At 66.7% G+C, this 23,397-nt stretch carries 25 protein-coding genes; 10 read left to right on the top strand and 15 right to left on the bottom strand.

Going from position 1 to position 23,397, the window contains the following annotated elements:
* Positions 1 to 107: 107 nt before the first annotated feature.
* Both CXY77_RS05230 and serS read right to left on the bottom strand, forming a co-directional pair.
* Complete coding sequence (locus CXY77_RS05230) at positions 108 to 923, bottom strand: HAD family hydrolase (RefSeq protein WP_255409982.1); 816 nt, start codon at positions 921 to 923, stop codon at positions 108 to 110.
* A complete protein-coding gene (serS, locus tag CXY77_RS05225) occupies positions 920 to 2,200 on the bottom strand; it encodes a serine--tRNA ligase (RefSeq protein ID WP_104089837.1) in 1,281 nt (426 codons plus the stop codon). Before serS ends, CXY77_RS05230 begins: the two co-directional genes overlap by 4 nt.
* 62 nt (positions 2,201 to 2,262) lie before the next feature.
* On the opposite strand from serS, the gene CXY77_RS05220 reads away from it, so the two are divergent.
* Entirely contained in the window at positions 2,263 to 3,258 is a 996-nt protein-coding gene (locus tag CXY77_RS05220) for a diacylglycerol kinase family protein (RefSeq protein ID WP_092338684.1), read from the top strand.
* On the opposite strand, the gene CXY77_RS05215 is transcribed toward CXY77_RS05220, so the two are convergent.
* Both CXY77_RS05215 and pheA read right to left on the bottom strand, forming a co-directional pair.
* Complete coding sequence (locus CXY77_RS05215; protein ID WP_104089839.1) at positions 3,247 to 3,708, bottom strand: hypothetical protein; 462 nt, start codon at positions 3,706 to 3,708, stop codon at positions 3,247 to 3,249. The two genes, CXY77_RS05220 and CXY77_RS05215, sit on opposite strands and share 12 nt — an antisense overlap.
* Before the next feature lie 24 nt (positions 3,709 to 3,732).
* Positions 3,733 to 4,689, bottom strand: a complete 957-nt coding sequence (gene pheA / locus CXY77_RS05210; RefSeq protein WP_092338680.1) for a prephenate dehydratase — start codon at positions 4,687 to 4,689, stop codon at positions 3,733 to 3,735.
* Positions 4,690 to 4,724: 35 nt separating this feature from the next.
* On the opposite strand from pheA, the gene pgm reads away from it, so the two are divergent.
* Positions 4,725 to 6,341: a phosphoglucomutase (alpha-D-glucose-1,6-bisphosphate-dependent) gene (gene pgm, locus CXY77_RS05205; RefSeq protein ID WP_104089840.1), complete on the top strand. Its 1,617-nt coding sequence runs from the start codon at positions 4,725 to 4,727 to the stop codon at positions 6,339 to 6,341.
* Here pgm and CXY77_RS05200 read toward each other — a convergent pair.
* Positions 6,338 to 7,045: an amidase domain-containing protein gene (locus tag CXY77_RS05200; RefSeq protein WP_158252783.1), complete on the bottom strand. Its 708-nt coding sequence runs from the start codon at positions 7,043 to 7,045 to the stop codon at positions 6,338 to 6,340. The two genes, pgm and CXY77_RS05200, sit on opposite strands and share 4 nt — an antisense overlap.
* Before the next feature lie 27 nt (positions 7,046 to 7,072).
* On the bottom strand, positions 7,073 to 7,210 hold the full coding sequence (locus tag CXY77_RS20100) for a hypothetical protein (protein ID WP_158252782.1): 138 nt from the start codon (positions 7,208 to 7,210) through the stop codon (positions 7,073 to 7,075).
* 172 nt (positions 7,211 to 7,382) lie between these two features.
* Between CXY77_RS20100 and CXY77_RS05195 the strand changes: the two genes are divergently transcribed.
* Positions 7,383 to 8,798: a GH1 family beta-glucosidase gene (locus tag CXY77_RS05195; protein ID WP_092338676.1), complete on the top strand. Its 1,416-nt coding sequence runs from the start codon at positions 7,383 to 7,385 to the stop codon at positions 8,796 to 8,798.
* Between the two features lie 122 nt (positions 8,799 to 8,920).
* On the opposite strand, the gene CXY77_RS05190 is transcribed toward CXY77_RS05195, so the two are convergent.
* Positions 8,921 to 9,844 (bottom strand): LLM class F420-dependent oxidoreductase, encoded by a 924-nt coding sequence (locus tag CXY77_RS05190; protein ID WP_092338674.1) that lies wholly within the window; start codon positions 9,842 to 9,844, stop codon positions 8,921 to 8,923.
* Between the two features lie 118 nt (positions 9,845 to 9,962).
* Positions 9,963 to 10,850 carry a site-specific DNA-methyltransferase gene (locus CXY77_RS05185; protein ID WP_092338672.1) on the bottom strand — a complete coding sequence of 296 codons (888 nt, stop codon included), beginning with the start codon at positions 10,848 to 10,850 and terminating at the stop codon, positions 9,963 to 9,965.
* A 49-nt stretch (positions 10,851 to 10,899) separates the two neighbouring features.
* On the opposite strand from CXY77_RS05185, the gene CXY77_RS05180 reads away from it, so the two are divergent.
* Positions 10,900 to 11,238, top strand: coding sequence for a GNAT family N-acetyltransferase (locus CXY77_RS05180; RefSeq protein ID WP_233197248.1), 339 nt, complete (start codon positions 10,900 to 10,902; stop codon positions 11,236 to 11,238).
* A gap of 49 nt (positions 11,239 to 11,287) precedes the next feature.
* Here the strand turns inward: CXY77_RS05180 and CXY77_RS05175 are convergent, their stop codons facing one another.
* Together CXY77_RS05175 and CXY77_RS05170 are read right to left on the bottom strand one after the other, a co-directional pair.
* Positions 11,288 to 12,340 (bottom strand): biotin/lipoate A/B protein ligase family protein, encoded by a 1,053-nt coding sequence (locus CXY77_RS05175; RefSeq protein WP_104089844.1) that lies wholly within the window; start codon positions 12,338 to 12,340, stop codon positions 11,288 to 11,290.
* A gap of 4 nt (positions 12,341 to 12,344) precedes the next feature.
* Positions 12,345 to 13,193 (bottom strand): alpha/beta fold hydrolase, encoded by an 849-nt coding sequence (locus tag CXY77_RS05170; RefSeq protein ID WP_104089846.1) that lies wholly within the window; start codon positions 13,191 to 13,193, stop codon positions 12,345 to 12,347.
* Between the two features lie 78 nt (positions 13,194 to 13,271).
* Between CXY77_RS05170 and CXY77_RS05165 the strand changes: the two genes are divergently transcribed.
* From CXY77_RS05165 to CXY77_RS05150, 4 genes are all read left to right on the top strand, one after another.
* A complete protein-coding gene (locus tag CXY77_RS05165; protein ID WP_092338664.1) occupies positions 13,272 to 13,793 on the top strand; it encodes a MarR family winged helix-turn-helix transcriptional regulator in 522 nt (173 codons plus the stop codon).
* Positions 13,790 to 15,265, top strand: a complete 1,476-nt coding sequence (locus CXY77_RS05160; RefSeq protein ID WP_104089848.1) for an MFS transporter — start codon at positions 13,790 to 13,792, stop codon at positions 15,263 to 15,265. Before CXY77_RS05165 ends, CXY77_RS05160 begins: the two co-directional genes overlap by 4 nt.
* 157 nt (positions 15,266 to 15,422) lie before the next feature.
* A complete protein-coding gene (locus tag CXY77_RS05155) occupies positions 15,423 to 16,328 on the top strand; it encodes a DMT family transporter (RefSeq protein WP_104129773.1) in 906 nt (301 codons plus the stop codon).
* A gap of 105 nt (positions 16,329 to 16,433) precedes the next feature.
* A complete protein-coding gene (locus tag CXY77_RS05150; RefSeq protein ID WP_092338658.1) occupies positions 16,434 to 17,354 on the top strand; it encodes a 2-hydroxyacid dehydrogenase in 921 nt (306 codons plus the stop codon).
* Positions 17,355 to 17,361: 7 nt separating this feature from the next.
* Here the strand turns inward: CXY77_RS05150 and CXY77_RS05145 are convergent, their stop codons facing one another.
* Both CXY77_RS05145 and CXY77_RS05140 read right to left on the bottom strand, forming a co-directional pair.
* Positions 17,362 to 18,795, bottom strand: coding sequence for a sugar ABC transporter substrate-binding protein (locus CXY77_RS05145; RefSeq protein WP_233197247.1), 1,434 nt, complete (start codon positions 18,793 to 18,795; stop codon positions 17,362 to 17,364).
* Positions 18,738 to 19,487 carry a dienelactone hydrolase family protein gene (locus CXY77_RS05140; RefSeq protein ID WP_104129772.1) on the bottom strand — a complete coding sequence of 250 codons (750 nt, stop codon included), beginning with the start codon at positions 19,485 to 19,487 and terminating at the stop codon, positions 18,738 to 18,740. The genes CXY77_RS05145 and CXY77_RS05140 overlap by 58 nt, the downstream gene beginning before the upstream one ends.
* Before the next feature lie 90 nt (positions 19,488 to 19,577).
* Here CXY77_RS05140 and CXY77_RS05135 point away from each other — a divergent pair, with 90 nt between their 5' ends.
* Both CXY77_RS05135 and CXY77_RS05130 read left to right on the top strand, forming a co-directional pair.
* A complete protein-coding gene (locus tag CXY77_RS05135) occupies positions 19,578 to 20,303 on the top strand; it encodes a FadR/GntR family transcriptional regulator (RefSeq protein WP_104129771.1) in 726 nt (241 codons plus the stop codon).
* A gap of 7 nt (positions 20,304 to 20,310) precedes the next feature.
* On the top strand, positions 20,311 to 21,684 hold the full coding sequence (locus tag CXY77_RS05130) for an alpha-hydroxy acid oxidase (protein WP_104089852.1): 1,374 nt from the start codon (positions 20,311 to 20,313) through the stop codon (positions 21,682 to 21,684).
* A 22-nt stretch (positions 21,685 to 21,706) separates the two neighbouring features.
* On the opposite strand, the gene CXY77_RS05125 is transcribed toward CXY77_RS05130, so the two are convergent.
* From CXY77_RS05125 to CXY77_RS05115, 3 genes are read right to left on the bottom strand one after another with little or no spacing between them, the layout of a single operon-like run.
* Positions 21,707 to 22,078, bottom strand: a complete 372-nt coding sequence (locus tag CXY77_RS05125; RefSeq protein ID WP_092338650.1) for a type II toxin-antitoxin system death-on-curing family toxin — start codon at positions 22,076 to 22,078, stop codon at positions 21,707 to 21,709.
* Positions 22,075 to 22,281 (bottom strand): toxin-antitoxin system HicB family antitoxin, encoded by a 207-nt coding sequence (locus tag CXY77_RS05120; protein ID WP_233197246.1) that lies wholly within the window; start codon positions 22,279 to 22,281, stop codon positions 22,075 to 22,077. The genes CXY77_RS05125 and CXY77_RS05120 overlap by 4 nt, the downstream gene beginning before the upstream one ends.
* Before the next feature lie 38 nt (positions 22,282 to 22,319).
* Positions 22,320 to 23,282 (bottom strand): acetylxylan esterase, encoded by a 963-nt coding sequence (locus CXY77_RS05115; RefSeq protein ID WP_104129770.1) that lies wholly within the window; start codon positions 23,280 to 23,282, stop codon positions 22,320 to 22,322.
* Between the last annotated feature and the right edge of the window lie 115 nt (positions 23,283 to 23,397).

The following is a 23,397-nucleotide window of genomic DNA, read 5'->3' as shown; positions in this document are numbered from 1 at the left end:
CCCCGCGCGAATTGCAGCGCGGAAAGAATTGGGCGAACTGGCCCGATTCTAGCCGATGGCAGACTATACAGGCTGACAGAGGGGCCTGATAAACGGCTGGATGCGAGTCAGAGTGTGCGCAACACCATGGCGAGGCCGTCAATCTCCACATTGCCGGTGATCTCGGACCCGGCGGCGAGAACGTCGTCGGGCGACTCGCCCATGGCCACGCCGCGACCGAATTCGGCGGCCCACGCCAGCATGTCAATATCGTTGCGCCCGTCGCCGACGGCCATCACCCGCTCGCGGGGAACCCCGACCGCCACACGTACTCGCTCCATCGCGGTCGACTTGTTGACGCCGTCCGGCGCGATGTCGAGCCAGGCGGTCCACCCGATCGCATAGCTCACCCGATTCAACCCCATGCGCTCGACCACTTGGAGAAAATCCTCCATGTCGTGGTCGGGCGAGATAACGACCACGCGGGTCGCCTTGTGCTTCAACAGCTCGTCGAAGTCGACCCGTTCGCTGTCCATGCCGATTGTGGCATCGGGAATCGGTTCGGTGTACCGGTAGAAACCGTGCTCGTCTTCGACCGCGAACCGGGCCGAGCCGAGGTGCGCCCGAATCGAGGTGAGCACGTCGCTCGGGTCGAAGGTCTCGACCCATTCGCGTCGGTAGCCCAGGGGCGCTGAGGCATCGCGGTGCATGGTGATGGCCCCATTGGAGCAGACCACGTAGCGCGGAGAAATGCCGAGGCGGTCTAGCACCGGCAGGGCTGCAGCTGCGGACCGGCCGGTGGCGAGCATGACCTCGTGCCCGGCCTCGGCGAGCCGCACAACCTCATCGATCACGGCCTGGCTGATCGAGCCGTCTTCGTGCATGGTAGTGCCGTCGATGTCGAGGGCGACGAGCCACGGCTCGGTCGTGACCTGTGACGTCACTTCGCTCCCTTCACCGGGAGCGGCGTCAAAACCTCGAGGCCGCCGAGGTAGGGCCGCAGCGCCTCGGGGACGCGCACCGAGCCATCCGCTTGCTGGTGCGTTTCGAGCATGGCGACGAGCCAGCGGGTGGTCGCGAGCGTGCCGTTGAGAGTGGCGACCGGCGCGGTCTTGCCCGTGTCGGTGCGGTAACGGATGTCCAACCGTCGCGCCTGGTAGGTGGTGCAGTTGCTCGTGCTGGTGAGCTCGCGGAAGGCGTTCTGGGTGGGCACCCAGGCCTCGATATCGAACTTGCGGGCCGCGCTTCCGCCGAGGTCACCGGCTGCGACGTCGATCACGCGGTAGCTGAGGCCGAGGGACTGCAGCATGCCCTCCTGGAGGGCGACGAGGCGGTCGTGCTCGGCCTCGGCGTTCTCGGGCAGCACGTAGGTGAACATTTCGAGCTTGTTGAACTGGTGCACGCGAATGATGCCGCGGGTGTCTTTTCCGCCCGAGCCGGCCTCGCGGCGGTAGCAGGTGCTCCAGCCGGCGTAACGCAGGGGTTCCTCGGACAGGTCGAGGATCTCGTCTTTGTGGTACCCGGCGAGCGCGACCTCGCTCGTGCCGGTGAGGTAGAGGTCGTCAGTGGGAAGGTAGTAGACCTCATCGTTGTGCTCACCGAGAAAGCCGGTGCCGTCCATGATTTCGGGGCGTACGAGCGTGGGGGTGATGAGCGGCACGAAGCCGGCCGCAAGCGCCCGGTCGAGCGCCATGTTCATGAGCGCAATCTCGAGGCGGGCGCCGATTCCCTTCAGGAAGTAGAAACGGGTGCCGGAGACCTTGGCGCCGCGGGCCATATCGATGGCGCCGAGCAGTTCGCCGAGCTCGAGGTGGTCGCGCGGCTCGAAGTCGAACACCGGGGCATCGCCGTGGGTGCGCAGGGTCTTGAAGTTGGCCTCATCGCCGGCCGGAACTCCGTCGATGATCGGGTTCGCGATGGTCTTGACGATCGCGGTGAAGCGAGCGTCGGCCTCGCCCGCGATGACTCCTGCGGCTTTCACCTCAGCGGCGAGGCTTTGCGCCTCGGCAACGAGCGCCTTCTTCTCGGCCCTGGGCGCTGCGGCGACGCGCTTGCCGAACAGGTTTTGCGCGGCGCGCAGGTCTTCGAACGCGGTGATCGTCGAACGCCGTTCGGCGTCGGCGGCGAGCGCGGCATCCACCGCTCCAACGGAGTCGCCACGAGCCTCCTGCGAACGCTTGAAGAGGTCAGGGTTTTCGCGTAACAGCACCGGATCAATCACCCGGCCAGTCTACAAGCGCTAGTTGGCGGGCAAACGCGGGGCGACCCAGTAGCCTAGGCCTCGTGAGCGCCTCCGAAAACTTCGACCAGCACGCCGCCGTTGTCTACAACCCGGTGAAGGTCGACCTCGCCAGGTTGCGCACGAGCGTGGCCGCCGCCGAGCAATCCGCCGGCTGGGGCGAGACGCACTGGTTTGAAACCAGCGTCGACGATGTCGGCCAGGCAGCCACGAAACGAGCACTTGACGCTCACGCCTCGATGGTGATCTCGGCCGGCGGCGACGGCACCGTGCGGGCCGTCGCCGAGGCGCTTCGTGAGTCCGGGGTGCGCATGGCCATCGTGCCGTCGGGAACCGGCAACCTGCTCGCTCGCAACCTGCTGTTGCCGCTCGGTAGTATCGATGCCGCCACCGAGATCGCGTTCAGTGGTGTCGACCGGCCGATCGATCTCGGCGTCGCCACCCTGACGACCGATACCGGCGAAGTGCAGGAACACGTCTTCCTGGTTATGGCCGGCCTCGGCCTCGATGCTCAGATGATCGCGCACACCCGCGACGATCTCAAGAAACAGGTGGGCTGGCTCGCCTACGTCGACGGGGTGGCGCGGGCGCTGCCGAAAGCGCGGCCATTTCGCATCCGCTACAGCGTTGCTGGGCGGGTTGACCGGCCGGCACAGGTGAGCGCGATTCTTGTCGCCAATTGCGGGCTGCTGCCGGGCAACCTGCAGTTTCTGCCCGACGCGCGCCTCGACGACGGCATTCTGGACATCGCGGTGCTGCAGCCTAAGGGCGTGCTCGGCTGGCTGACCATCTGGCGCCGGGTGACCTGGGAAAACGGGGTGCTGCGGCGTTCGGCGGTGGGCCGACGCATGATTCAGGCCACCGAATCGTCGAATGAGCGGGTGATGACGACCCTGCGCGGGCCGGATATTCGCATCGTGCTCGAACACGCGCAGGATTTCGAGCTCGACGGCGATGAGTTCGGCCTCGTGCGCAAGGTGCGGCTGAACGCCGATGCCGGCGCGCTCATCGTGCGCGTGCCCGCTGAATCAGGTGTCTGAACGGCGTGACGGCCGGGACCGCCAGCGCAGTGCATGGTAAAAGAGCAGACCGACGACAGTGGCCAGGCCGGTTGAGGTCATTGCCGGTCCGAGCGACCAGGAGATCTGCTGCAACAACATATCGAACGGCACCTCGCCGTCGGGAGAGTTAATGTAGCTTGAGCCACCCATCGAATCAAGAAATGTTCGCACCTGCACGCTCAGTCCGCCGATGGTGAGGGCTGGACCAACAACCCACAGGGCAACGACGAACGGATTGCGCGGCTCGAACTGGTCGAGCAGCGCGGCGGCTTCCGGCGCCGGCACCGATGCGGTTTCGGTCGGGGCAGCGGATGCCGCGGGCCCGCCGTTCGAGGTGGGCGCGAGACGGTCCGACGCGGCGGCAGCCGCGTGGGTGGCGGGCTCGTAGCCACGCTGGTAGCGGGCATCATTGTTCGGGTCGGCGGTCATTTGGTGGGCTCCCCCGCGATGTGCCTATTCAACGGGTTCCCCCGCAATTAAACCGCGCAACCAGTCGCGGGCTTCGATGAAAATGCCGTCGTCGTAGCGCGAGGTGAACTCGATCGGGCGTTTGTCGGCCCGCGGATAGGATCCGAGAAAGATCACCTTGGGGCTGAACCGTCGAAGGCCCAACAACGCATCGGCGACGCGCTCGTCGAGAATATGCCCCTCGGCGTCGACGACGAAACGGTAGCGGCCGAGGGAATCACCGATCGGCCGGGACTGAATCAGACTGAGGTTCACGCCGCGCGTGGCGAACTGCTCGAGCATCTCCAGCAGGGCACCGGAACGGTCACTCGGCAGCTCGATGATCAGGCTGGTCTTGTCGGCGCCCGTCGGCGCGGTGAGCTCGTTGCCGCGGCCGACCAGCACGAAGCGGGTGACCGCGTTCGGGTTGTCACCGATATTCGAAGCGAGAACGACGAGGTCGTGATGTTTATCGATGCCGGGTGGCGCGATCGCGGCATCCGCTTGCATGGTGTCGAGCAGGGAAGACGCGGCGGCGACGTTGCTCGAGGCGGGGATGTGGCCGTGACTCGGCAGGGTGCGTTCGAGCCAGTTGCGGCACTGGCCGTAGGCGACCGGATGCGCGTTGACGACGCGCACGTCGGCCAGCGTCGTGCCGGGGCGGGCCACCAGCACGAAATTCACCGGCACCAGGTATTCGCCGATGATGCGCAGGTTCGGCACGCTGGCCAGGGCATCCTGGGTGGCCGTGACACCGCCGTCGACCGAGTTCTCGATGGCGATCATGGCCGCGAGGCTGCGGCCGCTCCCGACGTCAGCGAAGGCCTCGCCCACATTGTTGACCGGGCGCCAGATCTGGCCCCGCGCTTCGGGTACCTGGGCCAGCGCCGCTTCGGTGAAGGTGCCGGCCGGGCCGAGATAGCTGTAGGTGCGGGCTTTGGGCGGATTCGGCGCGTCGGGCATGGCTGACAGCCTACCGGGGGTGCCAGACTGTGCTCATGAGCGAACGCGCGGGCACCCGAGCCCTGGAATCTGACCTGATCGACGTTGATGGGCTGGTCAAGGCCTATTACGATTTGAAACCGGATGCCCGGGTGCCAGCCCAGCGGGTCGTCTTCGGCACCTCAGGGCATCGCGGGAGTTCCCTGAACACCGCGTTCAACGAGGACCACATCAGTGCCACAACGCAGGCGATCGTGGAATACCGCGCGGGCCAGGGCATCACCGGCCCCCTCTTCATCGGCACCGACCCGCACGCCCTGAGCGGTCCGGCCTACACGACCGCCCTCGAGGTTCTCGTCGCCAACGGCGTTCGTGTACTCGTGGACGAGTTCGACGATTACGTGCCCACCCCCTCCCTGTCGCACGCGATTTTGGCCTACAACCGCGCCGAGCACGGCGACCTGGCCGACGGCATCGTCGTCACCCCGAGCCACAACCCGCCGATGGACGGCGGCTTCAAGTACAACCCGCCGCACGGCGGACCGGCCGACAGCGATGCGACCTCGTGGATCGCGAACCGGGCGAACGAGCTCATCGCCAATGGCCTCGACGGCGTGCTGATGAGCGAGCCGAGCGCAGTGGAGACCTACGACTTTCGTGGCAACTACGTGAACGACCTCGAGAACATCATCGACATGCAGGCCATCCGCACCAGCGGAATCCGCATCGGGGCCGACCCGCTCGGCGGCGCGAGTGTCGGCTACTGGGGCGCCATCCGTGACCGTTACGAGATCGACCTGGTCGTGGTCAACCCCACGGTCGACCCGACCTGGCGATTCATGACCCTGGACTGGGACGAGAAGATCCGGATGGATCCGTCGAGTGCGTCGGTGATGGCATCCGTTGTCGCCCACAAGGACGAGTACGACATTCTCACGGGTAATGACGCCGACGCCGACCGGCACGGCATCGTCACGCCAGACGGCGGCCTGATGAACCCGAACCACTTTCTCGCCGTGGCCATCGACTACCTGTACAGCCACCGTGAAGGCTGGAAGCCCGACGCCGCGGTCGGCAAGACCCTCGTCTCGTCAACCATGATCGACCGCGTCACCGGTTTTCTCGGCCGCGACCTGTGGGAGGTGCCAGTGGGCTTCAAATGGTTCGTGCCCGGGCTCATCGACGGCTCGGTGGCTTTCGGCGGCGAGGAGAGCGCCGGCGCGAGCTTCGTGCGCTTCGACGGCACGGTCTGGACCACCGACAAGGACGGCATTCTGCTAGCCCTGCTCGCCTCCGAGATTCTCGCCGTCACCGGCAAGACTCCTTCGCAGCGCTACGCCGAGCTGGCCGAACACTTCGGCGCTCCCTCCTATGCGCGAGTGGATGCTGCGGCCACGCCCGCGCAGAAGGCCGCACTGGCCAAGCTCGACGGCTCGATGATCACGGCCACCGAACTGGCCGGTGAGAAGATCACCGGCGCCTTCAGCGTGGCCCCCGGAAACGGAGCGGCCATCGGCGGAGTGAAGGTCACGACCGAGAACGCCTGGTTCGCGGCCCGGCCGAGCGGCACCGAAGACGTCTACAAGATCTACGCCGAGTCGTTCCTCGGCGACGAACACCTTGCCCAGGTTCAGCTGGAGGCCAAGGCGATCGTCGACGCCGCGATCGCCTAGGGAACACTCCAGTAGTAGGCCGTTCCGCCCGGGTGATCCACGGTGATTGCCGTGTCGACCGAGCGGTAGTCGGAATCGAGGGTGTGCCCGGCGAACGAGATGGCAACAGTGTCGCCGACCTTCTCGACCCTGGTGACAATGCCGGTGTGGTCGCGATCGCCGGTGTTGTCCCAGTCGAACTGCACGATGTCGCCGACCTTGACCTGGTCGCGCTGCTGATCGGTCAGGGCGGTGGCCTTGCCGGCCTGCGCGATGTAGTTCATGAACGCGGTGGAACTGCGCCAGGCGGCCGACGCATCGTAGGCGTTGCCGTTTTTCGGGCTCGACCAGACTCCGTCCATGGTCCAGCCGCGGGCGATCATGGCCTGGCTGGCGAAGTTGACACAGTCGTTCTCTCCGAGCACGCCCCACTCGACGGAGTTGTAGGTTTCGAGCTTCCAGTGCGCGAGGAGGTAGTCGATCTGCGCGGCGACGGGGGCGCTGAGGGCGGGCTCCGCTTCGACCGGGGCCGCAGCGGGTGTGTCGGTGGGGGTGGCGCGAGCCGGTTCCTCCGTCGCAGCTGAGGCGTCGGCATCCGTCGTCTGCGCCGTTTTGGTGGGGGTGGCGGGACTATCATCAAGCGCCTGCACAACGAGCGCGGTTGCACCGACCGCGAGAACGGCACCGATGGCCGTCGTCAGGCCAAGTCGCTGCCACCTAGTCAACTGCACTGTGTACTCATTTCTGATTGATTAAACGCTGAGCGCGGCGCTCAGATAGAGGCCAATCGCCGCGAGAGCGACGACCACTCCAACGATGAGGACCCCGATCAGAAACCGGCGCCGGGTGCGCCGCTGGTCGGCCTCGCTGGGTTCGTTGTTCTGCAGCATGATTCGAGCTTAGCCGCGACGAATCTGAGAGCTCCGAATGCCGCGTGCATAACTGCGGAGATCTCCGACACGATGGCCGGTACGCAGCCGATTGCGGGGACGGTTCGACCGGATGTCCGCGGTTACGCCCTCGTCACTGGTCGAATTCCTCGCCGCAGGGTAGCGTGACGTCATGTCGCAGACCCTGCCCACACCGTTCACCTGGCCGCGCGGATTTCTCTGGGGGTCGGCCACCGCCGCCGCGCAGATCGAGGGGGCCGGCCACGCTGGCGGCAAGGAGGACTCGATCTGGGATGCGTTCGCGCGGGTTCCAGGCGCCATTGCGGGCGGCGACGACCTGGAAACGGCGGTCGATCACTACCACCGGATGCCCGCCGACGTGCGTCTGATGGCTTCGCTCGGCCTCGACGCCTACCGGTTCTCGACCAGCTGGGCACGCGTGCGCCCGAATGATCGGGCCGTCAACCCCGAGGGGCTCGACTTCTACTCGCGGCTGGTTGATGAACTGCTCGGCGCCGGCATTTTGCCCTGGCTCACCCTGTATCACTGGGATCTGCCGCAGGCCCTCGAAGAGAAGGGCGGCTGGGCCAACCGCGACACCGCGTACCGGTTCGTCGACTACGCGAGCGATGTCTACTCCGCGCTGGGCGATCGGGTCACCCACTGGACCACCTTCAACGAACCCTTTTGCTCCTCCCTGCTCGGCTACGGATCGGGTGCACACGCGCCGGGCCGGCAGGATGGCCCGGCGGCGGTCGCCGCGGTGCATCACCAGCACCTCGCGCACGGCCTTGTGGTGAACGCGCTGCGCTCTGCGGGTGCTCAGAACCTCGGCATCACCCTTAATCTCACCAACGCCGTGCCGCGCGACGCCGCCGACCCGGTCGACCTCGAGGCTGCCCGGCGGCTCGATTCGCTCGCTAACCGCGTCTTTCTGGACCCGCTGCTGCGTGGTTCCTACCCGGAGGACACCCTGCACGACCTCGAGCCGTGTGGACTCGCCGAGGTCATCCACGCCGACGATCTTGAGATGATCGCGGCCCCACTCGATTTTCTCGGGGTCAACCATTACCACGACGACCTCGTGAGCGGCCATGCGGATGCCTCGGCAAGCGATGGTCACGCCGGTGGCGCCGACCGGCCCGTCGGTTCGCCGTGGGTCGGATCGGAGTACATCACCTTCCCCAGTCGCGGACTGCCGCGCACCGCGATGGACTGGGAGGTCAACCCCGACGGCCTGCGCCTGCTGTTGGTGCGCCTCGGCGAGGAGTACGACCGCCTGCCGCCGCTTTACGTGACCGAGAACGGTGCCGCCTACGACGACACCGTGAGCGCCGACGGCGCCGTGCACGATGCGGACCGCGCCGAGTACATCGTGACGCACATCAACAAGGTGGGTGAGGCGATCGCGGCCGGCGCCGACGTGCGCGGGTACTTCGTCTGGTCGCTGCTCGACAACTTCGAGTGGTCGTACGGCTATGAGAAACGGTTCGGCATCGTGCGGGTCGACTACAAGACCCTCGAACGCACGGTGAAGGACAGCGGACGCATGTACGCGGCGCACCTGCGGGCGGCGCACGCGGGCTGACCGCCCGGCTGTCCCGCGGCACGTGTTTGAGAGGTTGGCACTGGTTTGAACACGTGCGTGCTTCCCCAACGCGTGCCACGAGGGGATGCGCGACCAGCGGCATCCGCTTCGCTGGCGGCGGGCTAGCGCAGCTGGGGAACGACCTCGGCGGCCAGAAACTCCAGGTGGTCGAGGTCGGACAGGTCCATGATCTGCAGGTAGACGCACTCGACGCCGGAGTCGGCGAGGGTGCCCAGCCGGTCGACGATCTCGGAGGCCGTGCCGGCCAGGCCGTGCTCGCGCAGCTCGGCCGCCTCGCGACCGACCGCGGCAGCCCGACGGGCGAATTCGGCCTCGTCTCGGCCACCGACGGCGATCAGCGCGGCCGAATAGGTGAGCTCGGCCGGGTCGCGGTCGATGGCCTCACAGGCAGCCCGCACACCGTCGAACTTGCCCGCGATGTCTGCGAAGTCAGGAAACGGCAGGTTGAACTCGGTCGCGAAACGAGCAGCGAGTTTCGGGGTGCGCTTGGCGCCGCCACCTCCCACGATCACCGGCACTCGCACCTGTGTCGGCTTCGGCAGTGCCGGTGAATCGACGAGGGTGTAGTGCTCCCCGGCGAAGTTATACCGGTCCCCGACCGGGGTGTTCCACAGCCCGGTGATCACTTCGAGCTGTTCCTCGAGCATGCCGAATCGCTTGGCCGGAAACGGGATACCGTAGGCGAGGTGCTCCTGCTCGAACCAGCCGGTACCGAGTCCGAGCTCGACGCGGCCGCCCGACATCTGGTCGACCTGCGCCACCTGGATCGCCAGAATGCCCGGAGGCCGGTAGGTCACAGAGGAGACGAGAGTACCCAGACGGATGCGTTTCGTCTCGCGCGCCAACCCGGCCAGGGTGGTCCAGGCATCCGTCGGGCCGGGCAGGCCGTCACCGTCGCCCATGACCTGGTAGTGGTCACTGCGGAAGAAGGCGTCGAAGCCGAGCCGCTCGGTGGCCTGCGCGACGGCGAGGACGTCGTCATAGGTGGCACCTTGCTGGGGTTCGGTGAAAATGCGAAATCTCATGGGTTCTCCTCGGATCAAGCGGATGCGGGCGGGTCGTGGCACGTGTTTAGGAAGTTGGCACTGGTTTGAACCCGTGCCAGCTTCTCAAACGAGTGCCACGAGGTGGATTGAGTCAGCGTCAAGCGTCAGGGGCGAGAAATTCGACGTCGGGCACCGGCTCGAAGCGGGCGCGCATCACGGCCAGGGCCTCGGGGTTCTGGTCGATCAGCACGAAGCGGCGGCCGAGCGCGGCCGCGACCGCGCCGGTGGTGCCGCTGCCCGCGAAAAAGTCGAGCACCCAGTCGCCCTCACGGCTCGACGCCTGAATGATGCGGCGCAGGATTCCGATCGGTTTCTGGGTGGGGTAGCCGGTTTTCTCCTTGCCGGTGGGCGAGACGATGGTGTGCCACCAGACATCCGTCGGCAGTTTGCCCTTGGCGACCTTTTCGGGCGTGACCAGGCCGGGAGCCATATATGGCTCGCGATCGACGGTGGTCGAGTCGAAGTAGTACCGGGCCGGGTTCTTCACATAGACCAGAATCGTGTCGTGTTTGGTGGGCCACTTGTTCTTGGACTTCGCGCCGTAGTCGTAGGCCCAGATGAGTTCGTTGAGAAAGCATTCCCGGCCGAACAGGGCGTCGAGCAGCACCTTGGCGTAGTGCGCCTCGCGGTAGTCGAGGTGCAGGTAGAGCGTGCCGTCGTCAGCGAGCAGCCGCCAGGCCTCGATCAGGCGCGGCTCGAGAAAGGCCCAGTAGTCTTCGAACTGGTCGTCATAGCCGAGCAGATCACCCTTGATGCGTTCGTAACGTTGCCCCTTGAATCCGGTGATCGTTCCGGCCGCGTGTGAGCCGTCCACGGCGACCGACCGCACCGAGGTGGTGCTCTGCCGCTTCTGCGAACGACCAGTGTTGAATGGCGGGTCGAGGTAGATCAGGGTGAAGGCACCATCGGGTAGGCCGGGCAGCACCTCGAGGTTGTTGGCGTGGATGACACGGCTCGGGCTGGTCGGGGTCCACGCAGAAGGCATTTGTCCATTCTTTCAGCCTGCGCGCCTGCAATCGGCTTAGTCTGTCGGGATGACTGCTGAATCGATGACCATCCACTCGCAGAATCTGGCGGAAGCCGGCACACTCGAGGTGCGCCACGACCCCGAACAGAGCCGCTACACGGTGTTGCTCGATGGCGAACCGGTCGGCGTGGCCGACTACATCACCACGACGGCCGCGGTGCATTTCACCCACACCGAGGTCAATCCGGCCAAGCGTACCCACGGTTTGGCGAGCATTCTGGTCGAGCAGGCGCTCGACGACGTGCGGGTGCGCACCGACCTGGCCGTCGTGCCGGACTGCTCCTATGTGGCGCACTGGATTGACACGCACGCCGAGTACCAGGACCTGCTGACCCGCGGGCGTTGATACGTAAGCGGATGCCGGCGGCCCGGCCGGCGGCATCCGCTCGCCGTCGTTAGGGAACCCGGGTCAGCCACTCCTCGGTGCTGAACTTGTTCGCGACGAGCTCGGTGGCCTTGGCGTATTCCTCGGCGGTGACGTCACCCTCGGTGGCACCGTAGAGGCCGATGAAGGTTTCCTTCATGCGGTCGATGATCGCGGCGCGGCTCAGGCCGGTCTGGCGGCGCAGGGGATCGACGCGCTTGGCCGCGCTCGTGATGCCCTTGTCGCTGAGTTTCTCCCGGCCGATGCGCAGCACCTGCACCATTTTTTCGCCGTCCATGTCGTAGCTCATCGTGACGTGGTGCAGCACGGCGCCGCTGCCGAGGCGTTTCTGGGCGGCCCCACCGATCTTGCCGGTCGGGCTCGTGATGTCGTTGAGCGGCTGGTAGTACGCGTCGATGCCGAGCGATTTGAGCGCGGTGATGACCCACTCGTCGAGATACGCGTAGGAGTCGGCGAAACTCATGCCCTGCACGAGATCGGTCGGCGCGTAGATGGAATAGGTGATGACCGAGCCGGCCTCCATGAACATGGCACCGCCGCCGCTGATGCGTCGTACAACGGTGAAGCCAAACTTGGCGGCATTCTCCGGGTCGACCTCGTTCTTGAGCGACTGAAAGCTGCCGATGACGACGGCCGGTTCGTTCCACTCCCAGATGCGCAGCGTGGGCTGTCGGCGCCCCTCACCGACCTCGGTCGCGAGCACCTCGTCGAGGGCCATCTGCAGTACGGGGGCGACGGGCTTCTGCGAGTGGATGATCTGCCAGTCGTAGTCCCGCCACGTGCTCGCCTGGGACAGCGAACGGCGAATCGCCACGGCGACGGCCTCCGGCGAGAATCCGAGCAGAATGGCGCCGCTCGGCAGCGCGCCACGCACGGCGGCGGCGATCGTGGCCGCCGAGCTGCCGGCGGGCAGGCCGGTCACCGCTGCATCGATGTCTTCGAGGGCATCGTCGGGTTCGAGAAAAAAGTCACCGGCCAGACGAAAGTTGGCGATGACATCGTCGACGACATCGAGATCTACGACGACCAGTTTGCCGCCCGGAACCTTATATTCACCATGCATGGTTTCAGCCTACGGTGATAAATCGTTCGTCGAGCCAGGCCACCAGGTCGCCGATCACCTCGGAGCGGTTGGTCTCGTTGAAGACTTCGTGCCGCGCGCCCGGATACACGATCAGGCGCACGTCGCGCAGCCCGGACCGCTTGACGTAGGCGTTGACCAGTCTGAGCGCGCTGCGTTCGCCGCCGACGGTGTCGTCACCGCCGACCAGCACGAGCATCGGCAGGTCAGTCGGCAGGTCGCGAGCTGGCCGACCGAACAGGCGGGCGGCCTCTCGAATGCCGAACAGCTTGGCCAGCGGCGTCGCAGTGGTCAGCGGGTCGGCGACGAACGCCTGGGCTACCGCCGGATCGCGGCTGAGCCACTCGACCCCGGTGGTGCCGAGCGTTTTGTGTTTGCGGTTCAGGTCGCCACCGTCAAGGTATCCGGGCCAGCGATAGGCGGTGCCCGAGAGAACGATGGCGTCGTACTCGGCGGCGTGCTCGTTCACGATCATCTGTACCATGAACGATCCCCAGCTGTGCCCGAGCAGCACGAGCGGCAGAGTCGGGTTTTCCGAGCGGATGATTCCGCTCAGCTGATGCACGCCCGCCACCGCCGCGCGCAGCCCGCCCGCGCCGAGTCGCCCGAGCAATGTGTGGTCGCCGCCGTGCTGGGCGAGTCCGGTCTGGCCGTGACCGAGGTGGTCGTCGGCGTACACCGTGTAGCCGGCCCGGTTGAGGTCTGCGGCGAGCGTGGCATAGCGCTGGGCGTGTTCACCGACGCCGTGCGCGAGCTGGATGACGGCGCGCGGGGCGTCGACCGACCAGACGTAATAGGTAATGAGCCGGCCATGGGCATCCGTATATGTGGGCACGAGGCCAGTCTGCCCTGTTGCGGTGGGCTTCCGGTTGCCAATGTACTTAGCAAGGCTAATTTGCTATGCTAAGGATCTATGGAATCGCGAACACACCCCAAAACTGCCGCCCTCGGCGTCATCAAGGCGCAGCCGCCGGTCGGCGCACCACAAGCGGCCGCAGTACACCCCACAGCCGCACCCAACACCGCCGAACTCAGCCACGAATTTCGACTCGCCAACGGCCGCCTGGCCCGCCGCCTGCGCCAAGAGAAGGCCGAGAACGAGCTCGGAAGTGGCCAGTTCTCCGCGCTCGGCGTGCTTCATGTGCACGGACCGTTGACGCTCACCGAACTCAGCGAGTTCGAACGCGTCACCCCGCCGTCGATGACCCGCACGGTGAAATGCCTCGTTGATGCCGGTCTCGTGGCCCGCACCGATTCCACACTCGATGGCCGCAAGATCGTGCTGAGCACAACGGACGCCGCGAGCGAAATGATGACCGAAACGCGCAAGCGTCGAGATGCCTGGCTGGTGCAACGCGTCGCCCAGCTCAGTCCCGCACAGCGCAGCACCCTCGCCGACGCGACCTTGATCATGAAGGAGCTCGCCGACAGTTGAGCGCCATGTTTCGCTCGCTGAGCGTCGTCAATTACCGCATCTGGTTCGCCGGGGCTTTGGTGTCGAACATCGGCACCTGGATGCAGCGCACCGCGCAGGACTGGATCGTGCTGACCCAGCTCACCAACTACGACGCCACGGCGGTCGGCATCACCATGGCGCTGCAGCTTGGCCCGCAGCTCGTGCTGATGCCCTGGTCCGGCCTCATCGCCGATCGGTTCAACCGGCGCAAGCTGCTCATTCTCACCCAGACCCTGATGGGCCTATTGGCGCTCGGCCTCGGCATTCTGACCGTGCTCGAGGTAGCCCAGCTCTGGCACGTCTATCTGTTCGCGCTCGGCCTCGGCGTTGTCGCGGCGATCGACGCGCCAGCCCGCCAGACGTTCGTCTCCGAACTCGTCGCCGAAGACCAGCTGTCGAACGCGGTGGCACTCAACTCGGCGTCGTTCCACGGTGCACGCCTGATCGGCCCGGCCGCGGCCGGCCTGCTCACGGTCGCCGTCGGCGCCGGCTGGGTCTTCATGATCAACGCGGTCACCTTTGCTGCGACGGTCTTCGCCATGACCCTGCTGCGCACCCACCAACTGCGCCGCCAACCAAAGGCGTCACGGGAGCGCGGACAGCTGCTGGCCGGCTTCCGTTACGTGCGTGGCCGTTCCGACATCGTCGTCGTCATGATCGCGGTCTTTCTGATCGGAACCTTCGGCCTCAACTTCGCCATCTTCACGTCCACCATGGCCACCATCGAATTCGGTAAGGGGGCTGCAGAGTTCGGCCTGCTCAGCTCGATCATGGCCATCGGCGCCGTCATCGGCGCGCTGCTCGCTGCCCGCCGCAGCCGCGCCCGCCTGCGACTCATCGTGCTCGGCGCCGGCCTGTTCGGCCTGGCCTGCGCGCTGTCCGCAATCATGCCGACATATGCAACTTTCGCCATATCTCTCACCCTGGTCGGCTTGTCGTCGCTCACGCTCATGACCACGGCGAACGCCTACGTGCAGACCACGACCCGGCCCGAGATGCGCGGCCGCGTGATGGCGCTGTACATGGCTATCTTCGTCGGCGGCACTCCCCTCGGCGCGCCGCTCGTTGGCTGGGTAGCGGATGCCTTCGGCCCACGCTGGGCGCTCGGCCTCGCCGCGGTCTCCGGCCTGCTGGCTGCGGCCGTCGTGCTGTTCTGGATGGTGCGGTATCGCCGGCTGCGGGTGCACGTGCATCCGTTCTCGTCACCGCGGGTGCGCGTGCTTCACGCCGGCGACGGGCGCGATGTGCCGCTCGCGACGCCGAGTCGCCGGGGCGGGACCGCCGTGCTCGAGCGCGAGGAGCCCGAGCCAGATCGCGATGGGGACACCGCGCTGGACCCGGATCGCGATGGGGACACCACGCTGGACCCGGATCGCGAAACTGCCGCCGAACGCAACCGCGAGACCGCCACCCGCGAGATCGCGATCGTCGAGGCCACCGCCCCGCGCTGAGTTCGGGTGCTCAGTGGACAACTTCGAGGGGTGCGGCGCGATCGACACCCCTCGAAGTTGTCCACTGAGGGCCAGCGCGGGACGAGCTAGGGTCGAAGGGCAGACCCTCTTCGAACACCAGGCAGGTCATGACCACTCTCACCACCCGAACGCGCGCATGAAGGCCACCATTGCCCTCATCGTCGCCACCCTGCTCTGGGCCGGCAACTACATCGTCGGCGGAATCGCCGTGCAGACCCTCTCCCCCGTTGAGCTAACCTGGCTGCGCTGGCTGCTCGCCTGCATTCCGCTGCTGATCCTCGCCCAAGTGGTCGAGCGCCCGAACTGGGCCCGGGTACTACGCCACTGGCCCCGGCTGCTGCTGCTCGCAGCCCTCGGCGTTGGCGGCTACAATCTGCTGCTCTACACCGCCCTGCAGTACACGACGCCGCAATCCGCGTCGCTCATCAACGCCGCGAATCCGGCCGTGATGGTGGTGCTCGCGGCGGTTCTGCTGCGCGAACGCATCGGCTGGCGAGGTATTGCCGGGCTGGCACTGGGGCTGGTGGGAGTGGTGCTGATCATCACCAGCGGTGCGATCGCATCCGTTTTCACGCGCACACCCAACACGGGCGACCTGCTCATGGTTGGCGCGATCGTGGTGTGGAGCCTCTATACGATCGTCGGTCGCGGGCTGCCAGTGCCGCCGATCACGGCCACGGCCCTGCAAGGCACCTTCGTCGCGGTGCTGCTCGCGCCGGTCGCCTTGCTCGGTGGGGTGCGCTGGCCAGCGGATGCCGCCATCGGCTGGGCCGTGATCTTCATCGCGATTTTTCCCTCGATCGGCTCCTACGTGCTGTGGAACGCTGCGCTCAAGAGCATTCCGCCGGGTCGGGCCGGCCTGTTTCTCAACCTGATCACGGTGTTCACGGTGGTCATCGCCGTCGTGCTCGGCGCCCAGCTGACCACGACGCAGCTCGTCGGCGGCGTGATCGTGTTCGCGGGTGTGGCGCTGAGCACGCTGCGGCCGTCCCGCCCGCTGGCGCCCCAGCCCGTGCTCGACACCGCGAGGCGAGGGCTTTAACCGGGACGGGGCCCAGGCCCCGTCCGTGGGCCCAGTTTATAAACTGGGCCCGGGGACGGGGCCCAGGCCCCGTCCAGAGAGAGCGGGGCAAAGTAGGCTCGGGAGATGAACTCACTGCTGGTCAGCCTGCCCGACTCCGTACTGCGCGAGGCGGTCGGGGAACTGCCCGACGGCGTTGAGGTAGTGGAGTGGGCGCTCGACGGACCGTCGCCACGACCCCGGTTCGACCTCGTTGTCACGCCGTACATGGGTAAGACCGACCGGCTCGCGCATCTCGCCGGCGTCGATGCCGGTTTGGTGCAGAGCCAGTCCATCGGCTACGACGGCGTCGACCGGGTACTGCCTGCCGGGCACGTGTTCGCGAACGCCGCGAGCGTGCATGAAACCTCCACGGCCGAACTCACCCTCGCCCTCATCCTGGCCTCGCAGCGCGGCATTCCCGATTTCGTGCGCGCCGCGGACGCCGGCGAGTGGGCGCCCGCGCAGCACGCCAGCCTCGCCGACCGCACCGTGCTGCTGCTCGGCTACGGCGGTGTCGGCCACGCTATCGAGAGTCGGCTGCTCGCCTTCGAAACCACGGTGATCCGCGTCGCCCGCACGGCTCGCAGTGACGAGCGCGGCAACATCTACGGCTTCGAGTCCCTGCCCGAACTCCTGCCCCAGGCCGATATTGTGGTCGTCGGTGTTCCGCTCACGGCCGAGACGACGAACCTGGTTGACGATGCATTCCTGGCCCAAATGCGTGACGGAAGCCTGCTCGTGAACATCGCTCGCGGTGCGGTCGCCGACACGGAAGCGCTGCTCGCGCATGCGAGCAGCGGCCGCCTCAGGCTCGCCCTCGACGTGACCAGCCCCGAACCGCTGCCGGAGGGGCATCCGCTCTTCGCACTGCCGAATGTGCTCATCACCCCGCACGTCGGCGGCGCGTCGAGCGCCATGCTGCCGCGCATGGCCCGCCTAGTGCGCGCGCAAATCGAGCGGATGCTGCGCGGCGAGACCCCGCTCAACGTCGTGTTGACGAGTTAGCCGCCGCTCAGCCGGCGACGGCCGCGTTGGCCGCTTCCTGCGCGGTGCGCAACGCCTCATCGACGGGAATGCGGCCGAGGAACATCTCGGCGAAGGTCGACTCGAACGCGTCGGAGGCCTCGGCCCACTTCGCGCCCTGCGGCGCCTGCACACTGCCGTTGGCGAGCACGTCGATGAACGCGTTCACGTCGATGCCCTGCTCCTGCCACGACGCGACATAGCTGGCCTGCGCACCGATGACGGCCGGCGACGCCGAGCCGTCGGCGCCGATCGCCGCACTACCCTCGGTACTGCCGAGCCACTCCAGCAGTTTTTGGGTTTGTTCCGGATGCTTCGAGTCGGCATTGCCGGCGGCCACGACGCCGTTGGTGACGCTGATCGCCCCGGACGGTCCAGACGGAATCGCGGCCACACCCCAGTCGAAGCCGGCCCCCTCGTTCACGTTGCTGAGGTTGTAGACGCCGCTCTGGAACAGGGCCATCTTGCCCTGCAGAAACTGGTCGAGTGCGAAGTCGCCGTTGAGGTTGGTGTCGGCGGCCGACGGGGCCACGTGGTACTTGTTCATCAGGTCGATCACGTACTGAAAGGCCGCGGCGCCTTCGGCGGTGTCGAACACGAACTCGTCGCCGTCTTGCAACGCTGACCCGTTCGAGCCGAGATAGTTGAGGTAGATGGCGTTGAGGTCGTTGGCCGCGTTGTAGCCGTACTGCACGATCTGCGCGGGGTCGAAGGCCGCGCTGTCGGCGGTGTTGCCGTTGGCGTCGACGGTGAGTTTCTGCAGCACCGGCAGCAGGGTGTCCTCGCCGGCGGCGGGATCCCAATGCAGTTCACCGACGGTGGCCGGGTCGATGCCGGCCACCGACAGGAGTTCTTCGTTGTAATACAGCCCGATGCCGGGGTCGGCGAGCTGGGGCACTCCCCAGAGCGCGCCGTTCAGGGTGTACTGACCGATGACGCTGGGCTGCCAGTTGGTCTGCGCGGCCTCGCCAAGGGCATCCGTTACATTTACGAGGTTACCGTTGACGGCATAGTCGGCGAAGTTGCCGGCGTTCACCCAAAACACGTCGTCGGCGGTCTCGCCGGCCACGTCAACGCGCAGCTTGGTGAAGTAGTCGGCCCACGGCACGACGTTCACCGCCACGTCGATGCCCGGGTTGGCTTCTTCGAACGCCGCGAACGACGTTTCGTAGGACTGCGCGACCTGCTCGTCCCAGACGCGCAGGGTGAGCGTGGTGTCGGAGCCGGTTTGCGGTGTCAGCGCGAGCGCGGTGGCCACGCCGCCGATGGTGACAACGGATGCGACGGTGACGATGGCGATAATGGTCGAGCGTTTGGCGATGGGGTCCCCTTGGGTCTGTTGGAGGCTACCAGCCGCCAGCCAGGTCAGGGCTTCTGTGACGCCCCAAGGTGTTCGCCGAAGAACGCCTCGATACGCGTCCACGCGTCGGCGGCGGCCACCGGGTCGGGGCCGGCACCGAGAATGCGCTTCAGCATCGGGCGCAGCATCCGCGGCCCGGTCTCGGCATCGTTGAGAAAGGCGTGGCCGGCACCCGGGTATTCCTTAACGTCGTGCTCGATGCCCAGCCTCGCCAGGGATGAATCGAGGGCGGCTGCCGCGCCGACCAGAGAGCGGTCCGCGCCGCCGAAGCTGCCGACGATCGGGCAGGCGCCGAACAGGTGATCGTCCAGGTCTTTCGGGAGCCGACCATAGTTGACCGAGGAGACGTCGAAGCCGCGCGTCGCCGTGGCGAGGGCGAACCCGCCACCCATGCAGAAACCGAGAACACCGATGCGTCCGGTGCAGTCGCCGCGTTCACTCAAAAACACGCGCGCCGACTCGATGTCGACGAAAGCCCGGCCGGCACCGGCCGACAGGGCACGAAAGGTGCCGACGAGGCACTTGCGGGTTCCGCCCTCGGTGAAGAGGTCGGGCATGAGCGCCAGGTAGCCGGCCTCGGCCATTCTGACGGCCTGGTGGCGCATCACGTCGGTGAGGCCGAACGCCTCATGCACGAGCACGACTCCGGGCCAGGGGCCATCGCCGGCCGGGATCGCGAGCACGGCTTTCAGGCCGGCGCTGCCACCCGGCCCGTCGGGCAGTTTCAAGTCGATGAGCTGGGGTGCAGGGGTCATGGTCTCTCCCGGGTTGGCTGAAACTGTATCCGCAATCCGCGAGAAAATCGTGTACTCTGTGGTCAGACCACACGAGATCAAGAGGACAGCATGACCGAGATCACCCCGCGCGCCTGGCAGATCGTGCTCGACGCCGTGGAGCTCGACCTGCTCGAGGGTCGCCTGAGCCCGGGCGATCACCTCCCGCCAGAGCGCACCCTGGCAGCAGATCTCGGCGTCGGCCGGTCCAGCGTGCGCGAAGCGCTGCGGGTGCTCGAGGTGCTCGGGCTCATTCGCACCGCCGTCGGCTCGGGGCCCTCGGCCGGCGCGATCATCGTCGCCCGCCCCGGCGGCGGCATGTCGGCGCTCATGCGCCTGCAGGTTGCGGCCCAGGGCTTTGAGGTCGCGGACGTGGTCAAAACCCGCCTCATCCTGGAGGGATCAATCGTCGCCGAACTGGCCGAGGCCCAGGTCGACCTCACCGAATCAGCGCAAATCCTCACCGCGATGGAAAGTGAGACCCTCACCGAAGCAGAATTCCTCGCCCTCGACACCCAGTTCCATCTCTCGCTCGCCGAAGCGAACGGCAACCAGGTCATCACGGCGACCATGGCCGGCCTCCGCAGCGCAATTGAGGGGTACGCGCGGGCGGGCGCGGCGGGCCTCGCGAGCTGGCCGGCAACATCCGCTCGTCTCAGGCTCGAGCATCGCGGCATTCTCAATGCCGTTCTGGCCGGTCAAGCGGATGCCGCCCGCCTCGCGGTGCACGCCCACATCTCGGGGTACTACGCCGAGACCCATCTCACTTCCACCACTGCCAGCCCCACGACACGATAGGACGACCATGGTTCAACGACGTATCCCCAGGATCAAAGACCTGGCACCGCTGATGAAGTTCAAGGCTCCGGAGCTCAACGCGAAGAAGCGCCGCCTCGACGCGGCCCTCACGATCGCCGACCTGCGTGCGATCGCCAAAAGGCGCACTCCGAAGGCCGCCTTCGACTACACCGAGGGTGCCGCGGAGGCCGAGATCTCACTCGGCCGGGCCCGCCAGGGTTTCGAAGACATTGAGTTTCATCCGGCCATTCTGCGCGACGTGTCGACCGTGTCCACCAGCTGGGACGTGCTCGGTGCCCCCGTTTCGCAGCCGTTCGGCATCGCGCCCACCGGCTTCACCCGCATGATGCAGACCGAGGGTGAAATCGCCGGGGCGCGCGCCGCCGGGCGGGCCGGCATTCCGTTCGCTCTGTCAACCATGGGAACGACGTCGATCGAAGACGTCAAGGCCGCCAACCCCACCGGCCGCAACTGGTTTCAGCTGTACATGTGGAAGGACCGCGACCGGTCGATGGCCCTGGTCGAGCGAGCCAAAAAGGCCGGGTTCGACACCCTGCTCGTCACGGTCGATGTGCCGGTGGCCGGCGCCCGACTGCGCGACAAGCGCAACGGCTTCTCGATTCCACCAGCGCTCACCCTCGGCACGGTCATCAACGCCATCCCGCGACCGGAATGGTGGATCAACTTTCTCACCACCGAGCCGCTCTCCTTTGCGAGCCTCGACCGGTCCAGCGGCACCATCGGCGAACTGATCGACTCCATGTTCGATGCGACCGTGACCTTCGACGATCTGGCTTGGATCAAGGCCCAGTGGCCCGGAAAAATCGTGGTCAAGGGAGTGCAGAACTTGGACGATGCCAAGCGCCTCGTCGACCTCGGCGTTGACGGCATCACCCTCTCGAACCACGGCGGTCGCCAGCTCGACCGTGCACCGATTCCGTTCCACCTGCTGCCGCAGGTCGCCCGCGAGGTCGGTGCCCACACCGAGGTGCACCTCGACACGGGCATCATGAGCGGTGCCGACATCGTCGCCTCCGTCGCGCTCGGCGCCCGCTACACGATGATCGGCCGCGCCTACCTTTACGGCCTCATGGCCGGCGGTGAAGCGGGCGTCGACCGCACCATTGCGATCCTCTCGGAGCAGATCACGCGCACCATGCGCCTGCTCGGCGTGAATGCACTCGAGGAGTTGAACCCGGGCCACGTGACCCAGCTGTCCCGGCTGCAGCCGGTGGTGTCGCCCCTGGTCGCCGCCGCCGCGGCTGCTCCGGCACGCAAGGCTCCCGTGCGGGAGCCGGCCGTGCGCAAGGAGTCGGTGAGTGCATCCGCTGTCGTCACGACCACGCCGGTGAAGCCTGCGCCACGGAAGACGGTCTCGTAAGTCGCAGACAGTCGGCGGCGAGCTACGAACGCGTGACGCGATGCGCCGCGATCCGCTTTTCAGATTCGTCGAGGTCGACGACCCCTTCGGCGACGCCAATCACGAAATCGAAACCCTCATCGGTGGTGAAATCGTGGGCATACCCGTTGATCCAGAGAAAGAGCACCATGAGGGTCCAGCCTGTGCGCTTGTTTCCATCGACCAGCGGATGATTGCGCACGAGAGATTCGAGAAGGGCCGCGGCCTTTCGATCAAAGGTCGCGTAGGCATCCGTTCCGAACATGGACGCCGACGGCCGGGCGAGTGCAGACGCGAGCAGGCCAGCGTCCCGCACGTAGAAGCCGTAGCGCTCGGTCACCTGCAGCGCATCGGCGACCTCCAGGTACTGGGTCACGCGTCTTCGAGGCGCTGCAGCAACTCGGCGTCGTGGGTGAGCACGAATTGCAGGCCGGATTCGATTTCGTTGCGCCGCGAATAACGGTCGACAATCAGGGTTGCGCCCTGCAGGAGCAGCGCGTGCTTCGACACGTGTTGCGCCGTCGCGAGTGCCTCAAGTTGACGGTCGAGTTCCTCCGGGATGCGCACGTTGATAGCCATACCAAAATGGTACTGCCGCTCCATGCCGGCAACAAGGCCTAGCCGAGGTGTTCGCGGAACGCACGCAGGGCGAGAGCGTCGTCTTCCCAGGCGCCGCCCTCGTGGCCGTTGTGCGGCCAGACGGTGATCTGCTTTGGGCCGGCATAGTTGTTGTAGGCCGCGAACACTGTCGACGGCGGGCAGATCGGGTCCATCAGGGCGGCCGTCATGGTCACCGGCGCCGTCGCGCGCTTGGCGAAGTTGACGCCATCGAAGTAGGCGAGCACGTCGTGCACCCGCACTACCTTGAGCCGGTTGGTGGCGAGGTACTGGCCGAGCTCCCGATACGGCAGCGCGTCGGTGATGACGGATGCCCGCGGAAAGTCACACAGAAACGGTACGCGCGCGACGACCGCGGCGAGGTCGGGCACGAGCCCAGCCACGGCGAGCGCGATACCGCCGCCCTGGCTGGTGCCGACCAGGCCCACCCGGGTTTCATCGACGAGCGCCAGGCTGCGGGCCGCCGCGACGGCGCGCACGGCATCGGTGAAAACGCGGCGGTAATAGTAGGTCTCACGCGAGTCGATGCCGCGCGTCATGAAACCGGGTACCTGCGGGCCACTCCCGGCGTCGTCGACCGTGTCGCCCGTGCTACCGCCCCAGCCCTGCCCGCGCAGGTCCATCTCGAAATGCGCGAACCCGGCGGATGCCCACAGTAGGTTCTCGAAGCTCTGCCCGCGTCCCCGGCCGTAACCGTGAAACTGCACGACGGTCGGCAGCGGGCGACGCGCGCCGGCGGGCACTCGCAGCCAGGCCTTGATCGGCTGCCCACCGAACCCGGGGAAAGTCACGTCGAAGACTTCGAGCGTTTCCAGACCGGCGTCGACCTTCGTGGCGGTGACATCAAGCGGATGCCGATCGGCCTCGGCGAGCGTCTCGGCCCAGAAGGCATCGAAGTCGGCCGGGTCGGCCTGGCCACTGCGATAGGCGCGGAGTTCGGCTTCGGGCAGGTCGGTGTACATGCCCTTCAGCCTATGGCCGCCACAGCGTGGAGCCGGGCCGTCACGCGGGGGCATCCGCTTTCGGCAGAACGCACGCGCTGCTATTGGCGGCCGGCGCGCGATCGCGCCCCAAACA

Source organism: Cryobacterium sp. N21, from assembly GCF_002929575.1.
Lineage (GTDB): Bacteria > Actinomycetota > Actinomycetes > Actinomycetales > Microbacteriaceae > Cryobacterium > Cryobacterium flavum.
Note: the sequence above shows the minus strand (reverse complement) of the source record. Positions and strands in the feature narration are given on the sequence as shown.

Bases quoted from the DNA above. Each gene is read 5' to 3' on its own strand.
- pgm (WP_104089840.1), top strand. From the start codon at position 4,725: ATGAGCGAACGCGCGGGCACCCGAGCCCTGGAATCTGACCTGATCGAC.
- CXY77_RS05115 (WP_104129770.1), bottom strand. From the start codon at position 23,282: ATGTACACCGACCTGCCCGAAGCCGAACTCCGCGCCTATCGCAGTGGC.
- CXY77_RS05215 (WP_104089839.1), bottom strand. From the start codon at position 3,708: ATGACCGCCGACCCGAACAATGATGCCCGCTACCAGCGTGGCTACGAG.
- CXY77_RS05175 (WP_104089844.1), bottom strand. From the start codon at position 12,340: ATGCATGGTGAATATAAGGTTCCGGGCGGCAAACTGGTCGTCGTAGAT.
- CXY77_RS05150 (WP_092338658.1), top strand. From the start codon at position 16,434: ATGAACTCACTGCTGGTCAGCCTGCCCGACTCCGTACTGCGCGAGGCG.
- CXY77_RS05155 (WP_104129773.1), top strand. From the start codon at position 15,423: ATGAAGGCCACCATTGCCCTCATCGTCGCCACCCTGCTCTGGGCCGGC.
- CXY77_RS05185 (WP_092338672.1), bottom strand. From the start codon at position 10,850: ATGCCTTCTGCGTGGACCCCGACCAGCCCGAGCCGTGTCATCCACGCC.
- CXY77_RS05165 (WP_092338664.1), top strand. From the start codon at position 13,272: ATGGAATCGCGAACACACCCCAAAACTGCCGCCCTCGGCGTCATCAAG.
- CXY77_RS05190 (WP_092338674.1), bottom strand. From the start codon at position 9,844: ATGAGATTTCGCATTTTCACCGAACCCCAGCAAGGTGCCACCTATGAC.
- CXY77_RS05120 (WP_233197246.1), bottom strand. From the start codon at position 22,281: ATGGCTATCAACGTGCGCATCCCGGAGGAACTCGACCGTCAACTTGAG.
- pheA (WP_092338680.1), bottom strand. From the start codon at position 4,689: ATGCCCGACGCGCCGAATCCGCCCAAAGCCCGCACCTACAGCTATCTC.
- CXY77_RS05130 (WP_104089852.1), top strand. From the start codon at position 20,311: ATGGTTCAACGACGTATCCCCAGGATCAAAGACCTGGCACCGCTGATG.
- CXY77_RS05140 (WP_104129772.1), bottom strand. From the start codon at position 19,487: ATGACCCCTGCACCCCAGCTCATCGACTTGAAACTGCCCGACGGGCCG.
- CXY77_RS05180 (WP_233197248.1), top strand. From the start codon at position 10,900: ATGACTGCTGAATCGATGACCATCCACTCGCAGAATCTGGCGGAAGCC.
- CXY77_RS05135 (WP_104129771.1), top strand. From the start codon at position 19,578: ATGACCGAGATCACCCCGCGCGCCTGGCAGATCGTGCTCGACGCCGTG.
- CXY77_RS05195 (WP_092338676.1), top strand. From the start codon at position 7,383: ATGTCGCAGACCCTGCCCACACCGTTCACCTGGCCGCGCGGATTTCTC.
- CXY77_RS20100 (WP_158252782.1), bottom strand. From the start codon at position 7,210: ATGCTGCAGAACAACGAACCCAGCGAGGCCGACCAGCGGCGCACCCGG.